This is a genomic window from Streptomyces sp. NPDC096105, from assembly GCF_044763335.1.
Classification (GTDB): Bacteria; Actinomycetota; Actinomycetes; order Streptomycetales; family Streptomycetaceae; genus Streptomyces.
Genome location: NZ_JBIWGC010000008.1, coordinates 243,722 through 257,146, shown reverse-complemented (window position 1 = coordinate 257,146; position 13,425 = coordinate 243,722). Strand labels below are relative to the sequence as shown.

Here is a 13,425-nt window from a genome sequence, read left to right as displayed (position 1 = left end):
GGAGGCGCGGCGGCCGTGCACCCGGGCGCCGGCCGCTCCCGTACGCCCCCGGCCGCGCGCGGCGGCACGCCCGTACGGCCTCCCTGACGCGGGCATGGCAGCGAACTAAGCTGCCCGCACGGCCCTTTACTGGAGGTGCGGATGCGTCGCCCTGTCGCACGGAAGTTCGCTGTCCTCGCGGTCACCACCGCCGTCGTCTCGGTGGGAGCGGCCGCGCCGCCCGCTCCCCACGGCGAACGAGCCCCCCACACCCGCCCGGCCCCCAAGACGCCGGTGGCCGTCGGACACGGCGGCGCCGTCTCCAGCGTCGACGCCGACGCCACCGCCGTCGGCATCGAGGTCCTGCGGAAGGGCGGCAACGCCGTCGACGCCGCCGTGGCCACCGCCGCCGCGCTCGGCGTCACCGAGCCCTACTCGGCCGGCATCGGCGGTGGCGGTTACTTCGTCTACTACGACGCCCGGTCGCGCACCGTGCACACCCTGGACGGCCGCGAGACCGCCCCGCTCACCGCCGGCTCCGGCCTCTTCCTGGAGAACGGCGCACCGATCCCGTTCGCCGAGGCGGTCAGCAGCGGACTCGCCGTCGGCACCCCCGGCACCCCCGCCACCTGGCAGCGCGCCCTCGACACGTGGGGCAGGAGAAGCCTCGCCACGGTCCTCAGGCCCGCCGAACGCCTCGCCCGTGACGGCTTCACCGTCGACGAGACGTTCCGCGCGCAGACCGCCGCCAACGAGGCCCGCTTCCGGTACTTCCCCGACACCGCCGAGCTGTTCCTGCCGGGCGGCGAACTCCCCGCCGTCGGCTCCACCTTCAAGAACCCCGACCTGGCCCGCACCTACCGCGAGCTGAGCCGCAAGGGCGCCGACGCCCTCTACCGGGGCGGCATCGCCCGCGACATCGTGAACACGGTCGGCAAGCCGCCCGTGGACCCGGCGTCCGGCTGGAACGCCCGCCCCGGCGACCTGTCCCTGCGCGACCTCGCCGCCTACCGCACGAAGTCCCAGCCGCCGGCGAAGACCTCCTACCGCGGCCTCGACGTCTACTCCATGGCGCCGTCGTCCTCCGGCGGCACGACGGTCGGCGAGGCCCTCAACATCCTGGAGCGCACCGACCTGTCGAGGGCGAGCGACGCGCGCTACCTGCACCGCTTCATCGAGGCGAGCCGGATCGCGTTCGCCGACCGGGGCCGCTGGGTCGGCGACCCCGCCTTCGAGGACGTGCCGACCGAGGAACTGCTGTCGCAGCGGTTCGCGGACTCCCGCGCCTGCCTGATCGAGGACGACGCCGTCCTCACCAGCCCGCTCGCCCCCGGCGACCCCCGCGACCCGAAGCCGTGCGCGAAGGGCGGCACGGCCGCGCCGACGACGTACGAGGGTGAGAGCACCACGCATCTGACCACCGCCGACCGGTGGGGCAACGTCGTCTCCTACACGCTCACCATCGAGCAGACCGGCGGCAGCGGCATCACCGTGCCCGGACGCGGGTTCCTGCTCAACAACGAGCTGACGGACTTCTCCTTCGCCCCGGCGAACCCGGCCGTGCACGACCCGAACCTGCCCGGCCCCGGCAAGCGGCCCCGCTCGTCCATGGCGCCGACGATCGTGCTCGACCGGCACGACCGGCCGGTGGTGGCGCTCGGCTCACCCGGCGGCGCGACCATCATCACCACCGTGCTGCAGACCCTTACCGGCTTCCTCGACCGGGGCCTGCCCCTCGTCGACGCGATCGCCGCGCCGCGCGCCAGCCAGCGCAACGCCGCCCGGACCGAACTCGAACCGGGCCTGTACGACAGCGGACTGAGGCAGCGCCTGGAAGCCGTCGGGCACTCCTTCCGCGAGAACCCGGAGATCGGCGCGACCACCGGCGTGCAGCGGCTGCCCGGCGGCGCCTGGCTCGCCGCGGCGGAGAGGACCCGCAGGGGCGGCGGCTCGGCGATGGTCGTCCACCCGAAGCGGTAGCCGTCCACCTGGAGCGGTGGTCAGGTCCACCCGGAGCGATGGCCGGTCACAGCCGTCGGCCCGGCACCCCCCGCGAGGGGCGCCGGGCCGAGCCGTGCGAGCTGTCACAGCTCCGGCGTCGGCGTCTCCCGCGTGCGGAACGTCAGGCGTCCGTCCTGCGTGTCCACCGTCACCCGGCCGCCCTCCTTCACCTGGCCGTCCAGCAGCAGCCGGGACAGCTGGTTGTCCACCTCCCGCTGGATGGTGCGGCGCAACGGGCGGGCGCCGTACTCCGGTTCGTAGCCGCGTTCGGCGAGCCAGTCCACGGCCGCGTCGGTGAAGTCGGCGGTGATGCCCTGCCCCTTCAGCCGGCGGCGGGTGCTCTCCAGCAGCAGGTCGGTGATCTGCCGCAGTTCCTCCGCGGTGAGCTGGCGGAACACCACGATCTCGTCGATCCGGTTGAGGAACTCGGGCCGGAAGTGCTCCCGCAGCGGCCGCAGGATCTGCTCCCGCCGCGCCTCCTCGTCGGCCTCCGCGCCGCCCGTCGCGAAGCCCAGGGTGGCGCCGCGCCGGGTGATGGCCTCGGAACCGAGGTTGCTGGTCATCACGATGACGCTGTTGGAGAAGTCCACCGTGCGGCCCTGCGAGTCGGTCAGCCGGCCGTCGTCCAGCACCTGCAGCAGGATGTTGAAAACGTCCGGGTGGGCCTTCTCCACCTCGTCGAGCAGCAGCAGCGAGTACGGGTGCCGGCGCACCACCTCGGTGAGCTGCCCGGCCTCCTCGTGACCCACGTAGCCGGGCGGGGCGCCCACCAGACGGCTCACCGTGTGCCGCTCCTGGTACTCGCTCATGTCGAGCCGCACCATCCGGTCCTCGCTGCCGAACAGCGCCTCGGCGAGCGCCCGCGCCAGTTCCGTCTTCCCGACGCCCGTCGGGCCGAGGAACAGGAAGCTGCCGATCGGCCGGTCCGGGCTGGACAGGCCCGCGCGGGAGCGCAGCACGGCGTCCGAGACGACCCGTACGGCCTCTTCCTGGCCCACCACCCGCTGGTGCAGGTGCTGCTCCAGGCCCAGCAGGCGGTCCTTCTCCTCCTCGGTGAGCCGGCTGACCGGGATGCCCGTCTGCCGGGCCACCACCTCGGCGATCACCTCGGCGTCCACCCACAGGCTCTGGCCCTCGTCGACCTCGTCGCCGCCGCCGGCCTGCGCGATGCGCTCCTTCAGCTCCGTGATGCGGTCCCGCAGCCGCATGGCCTGCTCGTACTGCTCGTCCGCGACCGCCTGGTCCTTGTCGCAGGTCAGCTGCTCGACCTCACGCTCCATCGCGCGGACGTCGGTGCCCTTGGTGCGCGCCCGCAGCCGCACCCGGGCGCCCGCCTGGTCGATGAGGTCGATCGCCTTGTCCGGCAGCCGCCGCTCGCTGAGATAGCGGTCGGACAGCTCCACGGCCGCCACCAGCGCCTCGTCGGTGTAGCGGACCTGGTGGTGCGCCTCGTAGCGGTCGCGCAGGCCGCGCAGGATCTCGACCGCGTCCGAGGGCGTCGGCTCCGGCACCATGATCGGCTGGAAGCGGCGGGCCAGGGCCGCGTCCTTCTCGATCCGCCGGTACTCCTCCAGGGTCGTCGCGCCGACGATGTTCAGCTCGCCGCGCGCCAGGGCCGGCTTGAGGATGTTGCCCGCGTCCATGGAGCCGCCCTCGCCGCCTCCTCCCGCACCGACCACGGTGTGCAGCTCGTCGATGAAGACGATCAGCTGGTCGGAGTGGGCGCGGATCTCGTCGACGAGGTTGTTCATCCGTTCCTCGAAGTCGCCCCGGTAGCGGGTGCCGGCGACCACGCCGGTCAGGTCCAGGGCGACCACGCGACGGCCGAGCAGGATGTCGGGCACGTCGCCCTCGGCGATCCGCTGCGCCAGCCCCTCCACCACGGCGGTTTTGCCGACGCCCGCGTCGCCGATCAGCACGGGGTTGTTCTTGCCGCGGCGGGACAGCACCTCGACGGTCTGCTCGATCTCCGTGTCCCGCCCGATCACCGGGTCGATGCGGCCCTCGCGGGCCAGCGCGGTGAGGTCACGGCCGTACTTGTCCAGCGTCGGCGTGCCCGTCGCGGGCCGGGGGCGCTCGGTGCGGGGCTGCTGGGCCTCCGGAGCCTCGGGCGGGCCGGACGGGGCGAACCGGGCCGCGTTCAGGATGTGCCCGGCCGCCGAGTCGGGATTGGCGGCGAGGGCGCTGAGCACGTGCTCCGGGCCGATGTACCCGGCGCCGCTCGCCCGGGCCATCTCGTGCGCGTCCAGCAGCGCCCGTTTGACGGCGGGCGTCAGGGACAGCGAGGTCGGCGGCGGGGCCTCGCCGGGAGGGTGCTGCACGGGTCCCGACCGGTCGTCGATCTGGGACGCCAGCGAGTCCGGGTCCGCGCCCGCGCGGCTGAGCAGACTCCGGGTCGGCTCGGCGGAGAGGGCGGCGCGCAGCAGGTGCTGGGTGTCCAGGTCACGGCTGCCGTGCTCGGCCGCGTACTGGGCGGCGCCGCGCACGAGTTCCCGGGCGGGCTGGCTGAGAAGCCTGCCGATGTCGATCTGACGGGGGCGCTGCCCGCCGAAGAAGCGGGCGAGGAATTCTGCGAACGGGTCACCCTCCGGGCCGACGAAACCACTCGTCATCGTCATCCGTTCCTTCGCTGGGTCGACGTGCCGGGGCCGGGTAACCCGGGCGGGGCGCGCTCATGCCCACGATGACACGATCGGTCGAGGCGGGCATGTCCGGATCCGCGGTGTCCGGGCACGCCCGGCGGGGCGGCACCGGGCGCGGGCGGCCGTCGCGAGGGGGTGCCGCCCGCACCGGGGCCGTCCGTGGCCCGGGGGCGCCGCCGTCCGGCTCCGTCCCGGTCCGTCGAGGGGTGGCGGGGCGTCTCCCGGAGGTGCGGGCGCCCTTGCCGTGCGAGCCCTTCGCCGCCGGAGGGGCGTGGCACGGCGCGCATCGGTGCCGGAGCCCGCCTCAGTTCCGCGCCGTCAGCACCCGGGGGCCCGCCTCCGTGATGGCGACCGTGTGCTCGACGTGGGCCGCGCGGCTGCCGTCGGTCGTGCGGAGGGTCCAGCCGTCCGGGTCGGTGCGGTAGGTGTCCCGGCCGCCCGCGATCAGCATCGGCTCGATCGCCAGGACCATGCCGTGCCGCAGCGGCATCCCGCGGCCCGGCCGGCCCTCGTTCGGCACGGGCGGGTCCTCGTGCATGCGCCGGCCGATGCCGTGGCCGCCGAAGTCCTCCATGATCCCGTAACCCGCGCCCCGGCACACCGTGCCGATGGCGTGCGCGATGTCGCCCATGCGGTTGCCGACCACCGCCGCCTCCGTGCCGGCCGCGAGCGCCCGCTCGGCCGTCTCGATCAGCCGGGCGTCCGCCGGACGCGCGGAGCCCACGACGAAACTGATCGCCGAGTCGCCCGCCCAGCCGCCCAGGTGGGCGCCGCAGTCGATGGACACGAGGTCCCCGTCGCGCAGCCGGTACCCGTTCGGGATGCCGTGCACGATCGCGTCGTTGACCGACGCGCAGATGACGGCGGGGAACGGGGTCGGCGCGAACGAGGGCCGGTACCCCAGGAACGGCGACGTCGCGCCCGCCGCGCTCAGCGCCTCCCTCGCCACCTCGTCCAGCTCCAGCAGGGAAACGCCCACGTCAGCGGCCTTCCGTACGGCCGTCAGCGCGTTCGCGACGACCTGGCCGGTCTCGTACATGGCATCGATCGATGCGTCGGTCTTCAGCTCCACCATGCCAATTACTATACCGGTATTAGAATGGGTGCCATGGTGCGCACCCCCTTGACCCCGGAAGAGCGTGAACGCGGTGAGCGGCTCGGCAGGCTGCTGCGCGAGGCGCGCGGAGCCCGCAGCATGACGGACGTCGCCGCGAGCGCCGGCATCTCCCCGGAGACGCTCCGCAAGATCGAGACGGGGCGGGCGCCGACCCCCGCGTTCTTCACCGTGGCCGCGCTGGCCGGGACGCTCGGGCTGTCGATGGACGAGCTGATCGGGCGCTGCGCGCCGGAGACGCCGGACACCGCGGACGCGTCGATCGCGGCCTGAGCGGGCCGGTGCCGGCCGGCGCCCTGCCGGAGGACTCACCGGAGCGTCGCCGTACCCCACCGGGTGCTGTCCACGGAGGCGAGCACTCCGAGGGCCGGCGGGAGTCGGCCACGGCTGCGGAACAACTGCCGGAAGGTCCGGCGGCGGGTCTCGCGGCAGGGAGTCGTCCGGCCGGCCGGCGGGACCGGGCACGCCGCCCTCGCGCCGGCGGACGGCTCCCGCCGCCGCGTTCGGCGCCCGTGTCCGGACGCGCACCCCGCGGGACGCCGCCCGCGCGGCGGCACCGGACCCGGGACGGCTGGTGCCGTGGCCGCTGACGGCCGCCGGCCGTGTCGGCGGAGCGGCGCCGGCGTGCGCCGCACGCCCCGCGCGCCGCACGCCCGCGGGCCCGGCCGCCTGACCGGGGGCCGGTGGCCGGCCGCACTCGCCCACAGGGGTGTCAATCACGATCGACTCCACGGGCCGTACGACGATGGTCTTGGCAAGGCCGCCCGGGAGGCTTACGTTCGTCCCTCTATGGCCGTTTCCCCGGGCGTAGAGGCGCTGACGTCGCGTCGAAGGAGCAGCAGCTCATGCCCAACGTCGTAACAGCCGCCCTGGTCCAGGCGACCTGGACCGGCGACACCGAGTCCATGCTGGCGAAACACGAGGAGCACGCCCGCGAGGCGGCCCGGCGGGGCTCGAAGGTCATCGGGTTCCAGGAGGTGTTCAACGCCCCCTACTTCTGCCAGGTCCAGGACGCCGAGCACTACCGCTGGGCCGAGGAGGTCCCGGACGGCCCGACCGTCCGCCGGATGCGGGACCTGGCCCGCGAGACCGGCATGGTCGTCGTCGCCCCCGTCTTCGAGGTCGAGCAGTCCGGTCACTACTACAACACCGCCGCCGTGATCGACGCCGACGGCACCTACCTCGGCAAGTACCGCAAACACCACATCCCGCAAGTCAAGGGCTTCTGGGAGAAGTTCTACTTCCGCCCGGGCAACCTCGGCTGGCCCGTCTTCGACACCGCCGTCGGCAAGGTCGGCGTCTACATCTGCTACGACCGTCACTTCCCCGAGGGGTGGCGGCAACTCGGCCTCAACGGCGCCCAGTTGGTCTACAACCCGTCGGCCACGCACCGCGGTCTGTCGGCGTACCTGTGGCAGCTGGAACAGCCGGCGGCGGCCGTCGCCAACGAGTACTTCGTCGCCGCCATCAACCGCGTGGGCGTCGAGGAGTACGGCGACAACGACTTCTACGGCACCAGCTACTTCGTCGACCCGCGCGGGCGGTTCGTCGGCGACGTCGCCAGCGGCAGCGAGGAGGAACTGATGGTCCGGGACCTCGACTTCGGCCTCATCGACGAGGTGCGGCAGCAGTGGGCCTTCTACCGCGACCGCCGCCCCGACGCCTACGAGGGGCTGGTGCGCCCGTGACCGACGACCTGCTCGGCCGCCACCGCACCGTGCTGCCCGACTGGCTCGCCCTCTACTACGACGAGCCCCTCGAGATCACCCACGGCGAGGGACGCCACGTCTGGGACGCCCGGGGCAACCGCTACCTGGACTTCTTCGGCGGCATCCTCACCACCATGACCGCCCACGCCCTGCCCGAGGTCGCCAAGGCGGTGACCGAACAGGCCGGGCGGATCATCCACTCCTCCACCCTCTACCTCAACCGGCCGATGGTGGACCTCGCCGAACGGATCGCCAAGCTCAGCGGCATCCCCGACGCCCGGGTCTTCTTCACCACCTCCGGCACCGAGGCCAACGACACCGCCCTGCTGCTCGCCACCACCCACCGGCGCAGCAACACGATCCTGGCGATGCGCAACAGCTACCACGGCCGCTCCTTCAGCGCGGTCGGCGTCACCGGCAACCGCGGCTGGTCCCCGACCTCCCTGTCCCCGCTGCAGACGCTGTACGTGCACGGCGGGGTGCGCACCCGGGGCCCGTTCGCCCACCTCGACGACTACGACTTCGTCGCCGCGTGCGTCGACGACCTCAAGGACCTCCTCGGCCACGCCCGCCCGCCCGCCGCGCTGATCGCCGAGCCGATCCAGGGCGTCGGCGGCTTCACCTCACCGCCCGACGGCCTCTACGCGGCGTTCCGCGAGGTGCTGCACGAGCGGGGCATCCTGTGGATCTCCGACGAGGTGCAGACCGGCTGGGGCCGCACCGGCGAGCACTTCTGGGGCTGGCAGGCGCACGGCCGCAGCGGACCGCCCGACATCCTGACCTTCGCCAAGGGCATCGGCAACGGCATGTCCATCGGCGGGGTCGTGGCCCGCGCCGAGATCATGAACTGCCTGGACGCCAACAGCATCTCCACGTTCGGCGGCACCCAGATCACCATGGCGGCGGGCCTCGCCAACCTCACCTACCTGCTGGAGCACGATCTCCAGGGCAACGCGCGCCGGGTCGGCGGCCTGCTCATCGAGCGGCTGCGGGCCGCCGCCGCCCACGTCCCGGCCGTCCGGGAGGTGCGCGGACGCGGCCTGATGATCGGCATCGAGCTGACGAAGCCCGGCACCGACGAGGCCGACCCCGACGCCGCGTCCGCCGTTCTGGAGGCGGCCCGCGCCGGCGGCCTGCTCATCGGCAAGGGCGGCGGCCACGACACCAGCGCCCTGCGCATCGCCCCGCCGCTGTCCCTGAACGTCGCGGAGGCCGAGGAGGGCGCCGCGATCCTCGAGGATGCCCTGAGGAGCATCCAGTAGCCCGGCACCGACACCGGCGGCGGCTGCCCCGGCGCGTACCGCGAGACCCGCCTTCCGCAGGTCGAGGAGGTCCGGCGGAGGCCCGCCTCCCGCCCCGGCGACAGCGGCCGGCCCGGGGGCGCGGGGCCGTACCGATCCGCGGCTGCCGCCGCGCGAGCGCGACAAGGCACGGAAGACGCGATCACGACAAGGCACGGAAGACCCGCACGGACCACCTCGAGGAGCGACCCGGACATGAGCACCCGCACAGTCATCCGCGGAGGACTCGTCATCACCGCCTCCGACGAGATCCACGCCGACGTCCTGATGGAGGACGGCCGCATCGCCGCCCTCGCCGCCTCCGGCACCCCGGCCGCCGAGGCGTTCACCGCCGAGCGGACCGTCGACGCCACCGGGAAGTACGTCATCCCGGGCGGCGTGGACGCGCACACCCACATGGAGCTGCCGTTCGGCGGCACCTTCGCCTCCGACACCTTCGAGACGGGCACCCGGGCCGCCGCCTGGGGCGGCACCACCACCGTCGTCGACTTCGCCGTGCAGAGCGTCGGGCACGGCCTGCGCGAGGGCCTGGACGCCTGGCACGCCAAGGCGGAGGGCAACTGCGCGATCGACTACGCCTTCCACATGATCGTCTCGGACGTCACCGACGAGACCCTGAAGGAGATGGACCTCCTCGTGGAGGAGGGCGTCACCTCGTTCAAACAGTTCATGGCCTACCCGGGGGTCTTCTACTCCGACGACGGCCAGATCCTGCGCGCCATGCAGCGCTCCGCCGACAACGGCGGGCTGATCATGATGCACGCCGAGAACGGCATCGCCATCGACGTCCTCGTCGCACAGGCCCTGGCCCGCGGCGAGACCGGCCCCCGCCACCACGGCGAGGTGCGCAAGGCCCTCCTGGAGGCCGAGGCCACCCACCGTGCCGTCCGGCTCGCCCAGGTCGCCGGCGCCCCGCTGTACGTCGTGCACGTCTCCGCCGCCGAGGCCGTCGCCGAACTGGCCCGCGCCCGCGACGACGGGCTGCCCGTCTTCGGGGAGACCTGCCCGCAGTACCTGTTCCTGTCCACCGACAACCTCGCCGAGCCGGACTTCGAGGGCGCCAAGTACGTGTGCAGCACGCCCCTGCGGCCCAGGGAGCACCAGGCGGCGCTCTGGCGGGGCCTGCGCACCGACGACCTCCAGGTGGTCTCCACCGACCACTGCCCCTTCTGCTTCACCGGCCAGAAGGAGCTCGGCCGCGGCGACTTCTCCAAGATCCCCAACGGACTGCCGGGCGTCGAGAACCGCATGGACCTCCTCCACCAGGCCGTTCTCGACGGGCACCTCACCCGCCGCCGCTGGATCGAGATCGCCTGCGCCGCCCCGGCCCGGATGTTCGGCCTGTACCCGAAGAAGGGCACCGTCGCGCCGGGCGCCGACGCCGACGTCGTGATCTACGACCCGGCGGCCGAGCAGGTCATCTCCGCCGACACCCACCACATGAACGTCGACTACTCGGCGTACGAGGGCAAGCGGGTCACCGGCCGCGTCGAGACCGTGTTCTCGCGCGGAGTCCCCGTCATCACCGACCGGGAGTACACCGGACGCGCCGGGCACGGCGTCTACACCCCGCGTTCCACCTGTCAGTACCTCACCTAGGAGCGGAGCGCATGGACTTCGGCCTCGTCCTGCAGACCGACCCGCCGGCCTCGCGGGTGATCAGCCTGATGCAGCGCGCCGAGCGCAACGGGTTCACCCACGGGTGGACCTTCGACTCGGCGGTGCTGTGGCAGGAACCCTTCGTCATCCACAGCCAGATCCTGGCCCGCACCACGACCCTCAGGGTCGGCCCGATGGTCACCAACCCGGGCACCCGCACCTGGGAGGTCACCGCCTCCACCTTCGCCACCCTCAACGACATGTACGGCAACCGCACCGTGTGCGGCATCGGCCGCGGCGACTCCGCGATGCGCGTCGCCGGACGCGAGCCCACCACCCTCGCCCGGCTCGGCGAGGCGATCGACGCGATCCGCGACCTCGCCGAGGGACGCGAGGCCGAGGTCGACGGACAGCGGCTGCGGCTGCCGTGGGTGCGCGACGGCGAACTGCCGGTCTGGACGGCCGCCTACGGCCCCAAGGCCCTCGCCCTCACCGGGCGGAAGGCCGACGGCTTCATCCTCCAGCTCGCCGACCCGTTCCTCACCGAGTGGATGGTGAAGGCCGTGCGGAACGCCGCCGCCGAGGCCGGCCGCGACCCCGACGCGCTCACCGTCTGCGTCGCCGCCCCCGCGTACGTCGGCGACGACCTGGCGCACGCCCGCGAGCAGTGCCGCTGGTTCGGCGGGATGGTCGGCAACCACGTCGCCGACCTGGTCGCCCGCTACGGCGAGCACTCCGGGATGGTCCCCGAGGCGCTCACCGCCTACATCAAGGGCCGCCAGGGCTACGACTACAGCCACCACGGACGGGCCGGGAACCCGTCCACGGACTTCGTCCCCGACGAGATCGTGGACCGCTTCTGCCTGCTCGGCCCGCCCGAGGCGCACATCGAGAAGCTCCGCGCGCTGCGCGACCTGGGCGTCGGCCAGTTCGCGGTGTACGACATGCACGACGCGCAGGAGACGACGATCGACGCGTACGGCGCGGAGATCATCCCGGCGCTCGGCGGCTGAACCGGTCAGCGGGCGGTGCCGAAGTCCTGCGTCCAGTAGGTGCCGGACAGGCCGACGCCGATCTCCTCGAACGAGCAGTTGAGGATGTTCGCCTTGTGTCCGGGGCTGGTCATCCAGCCCTGCATCACCTGCTCGGGCGTGGAGTAACCGTGGGCGACGTTCTCGCCGTACGTGCTCCAGGCGTACCCGGCACGGGTGATGCGCTCGCCGGGGTCGGACCCGTCCGAGCCGGTGTGCGACATGGCGCCGGTCGACGCCATGTCCTCGCTGTGCCGCTGCGCGGCCGTGTTCAGGGCGGCGTCGGCCGTCACCGGGGAGCAGCCGGCCTCGGCGCGCTCGGCGTTGACCAGCTCCACGACCCGGGCGACGGCGCCGGACGCCGTGGCGGCGGGCTTCGGCGCGGCGGTCGTGGGCTCGGGGGCGGCGGGGGCCGCCGTCGAGGGCTCCGGGGCGGCCGTGGTGGGCGCGGGGGCCGCCGTCGAGGGCTTCGGGGCGGCCGTGGTGGACTCCGGGGCGGCCGTGGTGGTGGAGGGGGCCGAGGTGGCCGGCCTGGCGGCCGGCTTCTCCGGCTTCCGTGAGGGCTTGCCGCCGTGGTGCTTGCCGCCATGGTGCTCGCGGGCGTCCTTCGAGGGCCCGGCGGAGGCGCTGGGGGAGTCCGGCGCGACGGGCGTGGGGTCGCCGTGGTGCTTGCCGCTCCAGCGGCTGTACCAGCCGGGCCCGTCCCAGCGGTCCTCGCCGGCGGACGGCGCCGAGGTGGCGCGGTCCTCCCGCTGTCCGCCGTCCGGCCAGTCGGTGCAGGCCATGGCGACCGAGGGTATGCCTATGACGCCGACGGCGACCGCGGTGACGACCGTCCGCCGGTACTGCTGCTGATGGCGATGCTTTCCCATACGTGACCTCACCCCTGGTGTGCGGAGGCTGGTCATTCTCGGGACGGCCCGGCGCGGAGCGCAAAGGGCTCATGTACTACCCGGCCTCGTAGACCCCTGGGGGTCTTGCGACGGGCGGGGGAGCGTGCCGGGCGGTCCGTACGGGGCCGCCCGGACCGCCTGCCGTCACGTCAGAAAGCGGCGCGGGGCGACGAAGCGGGGGCCCCCGGATCCCGGCCGGCCCGCCGTCCGTGCGGGCCCGGTCCGCTTTCCCGTCAAGCCGGACAAGTCCCCCATGTCGCCGCCGCCGCGTCTACTAAGCGACCCGGTCAGCTCGCCTGCCCGCTGTGACGGATGTCACGGAACCAACGGTTCCGGATCAGCCCTGCGTCTTCTGCAGCGCGGCCACCGCTTCCTTGGCGGCCTTGATCGCGCCCTTGTTGATCTCGTCCGTGTCCGGCGCCTTCTTCGACTCGAAGTCGCTGCCGTTGTACGTGACGATCACCAGCGCGTTGGCGGTCCGCGCCACCACGACGCCCTCACGCGTCTCCTGCCCGTCCTCGGTGGTGAGGTTCACGACCGAGTACGCCGCGTCCCCGACCCCCGGGACGGCGCCCCCGCCGCTCCTCTCCTCCAGCCGCCCGTCGTACGACTGCTCCGCGGCCTCGTCGGTGTCCAGCACCTCGAAGGACACGTCGAGCCAGCGGTACTCGTATTCCTCGAGGGCGTTCCACGAGCAGGTGCGGCGCAGGCCGGAGTCCGTGGAGGGTATCTCCTTGCCGGCCGTCTTGGCGCCCGGCACAAGGGACTTGACGGTCCTGGCGGACAGCGCGTCGCACGGCGCGGGCGCCGCGGTGTACGTCTTCACCGCCTGCGTCTCGGACGGGGCGGTGGGGGACTGCGTGGCGGCCTTCTCGGCCGGCTTCTTCTCGGAGGCCTCGGGTGCGGCCGACGGACCGGAGGACAGCGCCCATCCGGCCGCGGCGAGGACGATCACCGGGGACAGACGGGCGGTCAGGGCGATCGGCAGAGGAAAGGAACGCACGGCGCACTTCTCGTGAGGGACGGTGCGGAAGGGGTCCGCACTGCGGACGGGACGCCAGTGTCACACGCTTCGTCAGGGTGCGGAAGGGCTCACCTCGCTCCGTAGGCGCGTGGTGACGGGGCGGTTCCGCATCGGTGGCCGCTTGCCGCTTTT

At 73.3% G+C, this 13,425-nt stretch carries 10 protein-coding genes; 6 read left to right on the top strand and 4 right to left on the bottom strand.

Going from position 1 to position 13,425, the window contains the following annotated elements:
• The first annotated feature begins 141 nt into the window (after positions 1-141).
• A complete protein-coding gene (ggt, locus tag ACIQ8B_RS16185) occupies positions 142-1,959 on the top strand; it encodes a gamma-glutamyltransferase (RefSeq protein ID WP_403547411.1) in 1,818 nt (605 codons plus the stop codon).
• A gap of 104 nt (positions 1,960-2,063) precedes the next feature.
• Here ggt and ACIQ8B_RS16180 read toward each other — a convergent pair whose 3' ends face one another.
• Both ACIQ8B_RS16180 and map read right to left on the bottom strand, forming a co-directional pair.
• On the bottom strand, positions 2,064-4,592 hold the full coding sequence (locus ACIQ8B_RS16180) for an ATP-dependent Clp protease ATP-binding subunit (RefSeq protein WP_403547409.1): 2,529 nt from the start codon (positions 4,590-4,592) through the stop codon (positions 2,064-2,066).
• Positions 4,593-4,926: 334 nt separating this feature from the next.
• Complete coding sequence (gene map / locus ACIQ8B_RS16175) at positions 4,927-5,697, bottom strand: type I methionyl aminopeptidase (RefSeq protein WP_106411630.1); 771 nt, start codon at positions 5,695-5,697, stop codon at positions 4,927-4,929.
• 33 nt (positions 5,698-5,730) lie between these two features.
• On the opposite strand from map, the gene ACIQ8B_RS16170 reads away from it, so the two are divergent.
• From ACIQ8B_RS16170 to ACIQ8B_RS16150, 5 genes are all read left to right on the top strand, one after another.
• Positions 5,731-6,009: a helix-turn-helix domain-containing protein gene (locus ACIQ8B_RS16170; protein WP_290006427.1), complete on the top strand. Its 279-nt coding sequence runs from the start codon at positions 5,731-5,733 to the stop codon at positions 6,007-6,009.
• Positions 6,010-6,581: 572 nt separating this feature from the next.
• Entirely contained in the window at positions 6,582-7,424 is an 843-nt protein-coding gene (locus ACIQ8B_RS16165; protein ID WP_403547406.1) for a nitrilase-related carbon-nitrogen hydrolase, read from the top strand.
• A complete protein-coding gene (locus ACIQ8B_RS16160) occupies positions 7,421-8,707 on the top strand; it encodes an aspartate aminotransferase family protein (RefSeq protein ID WP_403547404.1) in 1,287 nt (428 codons plus the stop codon). The genes ACIQ8B_RS16165 and ACIQ8B_RS16160 overlap by 4 nt, the downstream gene beginning before the upstream one ends.
• A gap of 234 nt (positions 8,708-8,941) precedes the next feature.
• Positions 8,942-10,345 (top strand): dihydropyrimidinase, encoded by a 1,404-nt coding sequence (hydA, locus tag ACIQ8B_RS16155; protein WP_290006421.1) that lies wholly within the window; start codon positions 8,942-8,944, stop codon positions 10,343-10,345.
• Positions 10,346-10,356: 11 nt separating this feature from the next.
• On the top strand, positions 10,357-11,358 hold the full coding sequence (locus ACIQ8B_RS16150; protein ID WP_403547401.1) for a TIGR03842 family LLM class F420-dependent oxidoreductase: 1,002 nt from the start codon (positions 10,357-10,359) through the stop codon (positions 11,356-11,358).
• Positions 11,359-11,363: 5 nt separating this feature from the next.
• Here ACIQ8B_RS16150 and ACIQ8B_RS16145 read toward each other — a convergent pair whose 3' ends face one another.
• A complete protein-coding gene (locus ACIQ8B_RS16145) occupies positions 11,364-12,248 on the bottom strand; it encodes a CAP domain-containing protein (protein ID WP_403547399.1) in 885 nt (294 codons plus the stop codon).
• Between the two features lie 358 nt (positions 12,249-12,606).
• Positions 12,607-13,272 carry a hypothetical protein gene (locus ACIQ8B_RS16140; RefSeq protein ID WP_403547397.1) on the bottom strand — a complete coding sequence of 222 codons (666 nt, stop codon included), beginning with the start codon at positions 13,270-13,272 and terminating at the stop codon, positions 12,607-12,609.
• Positions 13,273-13,425 lie beyond the last annotated feature (153 nt).

Bases quoted from the DNA above. Each gene is read 5' to 3' on its own strand.
- ggt (WP_403547411.1), top strand. From the start codon at position 142: ATGCGTCGCCCTGTCGCACGGAAGTTCGCTGTCCTCGCGGTCACCACC.
- ACIQ8B_RS16145 (WP_403547399.1), bottom strand. From the start codon at position 12,248: ATGGGAAAGCATCGCCATCAGCAGCAGTACCGGCGGACGGTCGTCACC.
- map (WP_106411630.1), bottom strand. From the start codon at position 5,697: ATGGTGGAGCTGAAGACCGACGCATCGATCGATGCCATGTACGAGACC.
- ACIQ8B_RS16150 (WP_403547401.1), top strand. From the start codon at position 10,357: ATGGACTTCGGCCTCGTCCTGCAGACCGACCCGCCGGCCTCGCGGGTG.
- ACIQ8B_RS16165 (WP_403547406.1), top strand. From the start codon at position 6,582: ATGCCCAACGTCGTAACAGCCGCCCTGGTCCAGGCGACCTGGACCGGC.
- ACIQ8B_RS16170 (WP_290006427.1), top strand. From the start codon at position 5,731: ATGGTGCGCACCCCCTTGACCCCGGAAGAGCGTGAACGCGGTGAGCGG.
- ACIQ8B_RS16180 (WP_403547409.1), bottom strand. From the start codon at position 4,592: ATGACGAGTGGTTTCGTCGGCCCGGAGGGTGACCCGTTCGCAGAATTC.
- hydA (WP_290006421.1), top strand. From the start codon at position 8,942: ATGAGCACCCGCACAGTCATCCGCGGAGGACTCGTCATCACCGCCTCC.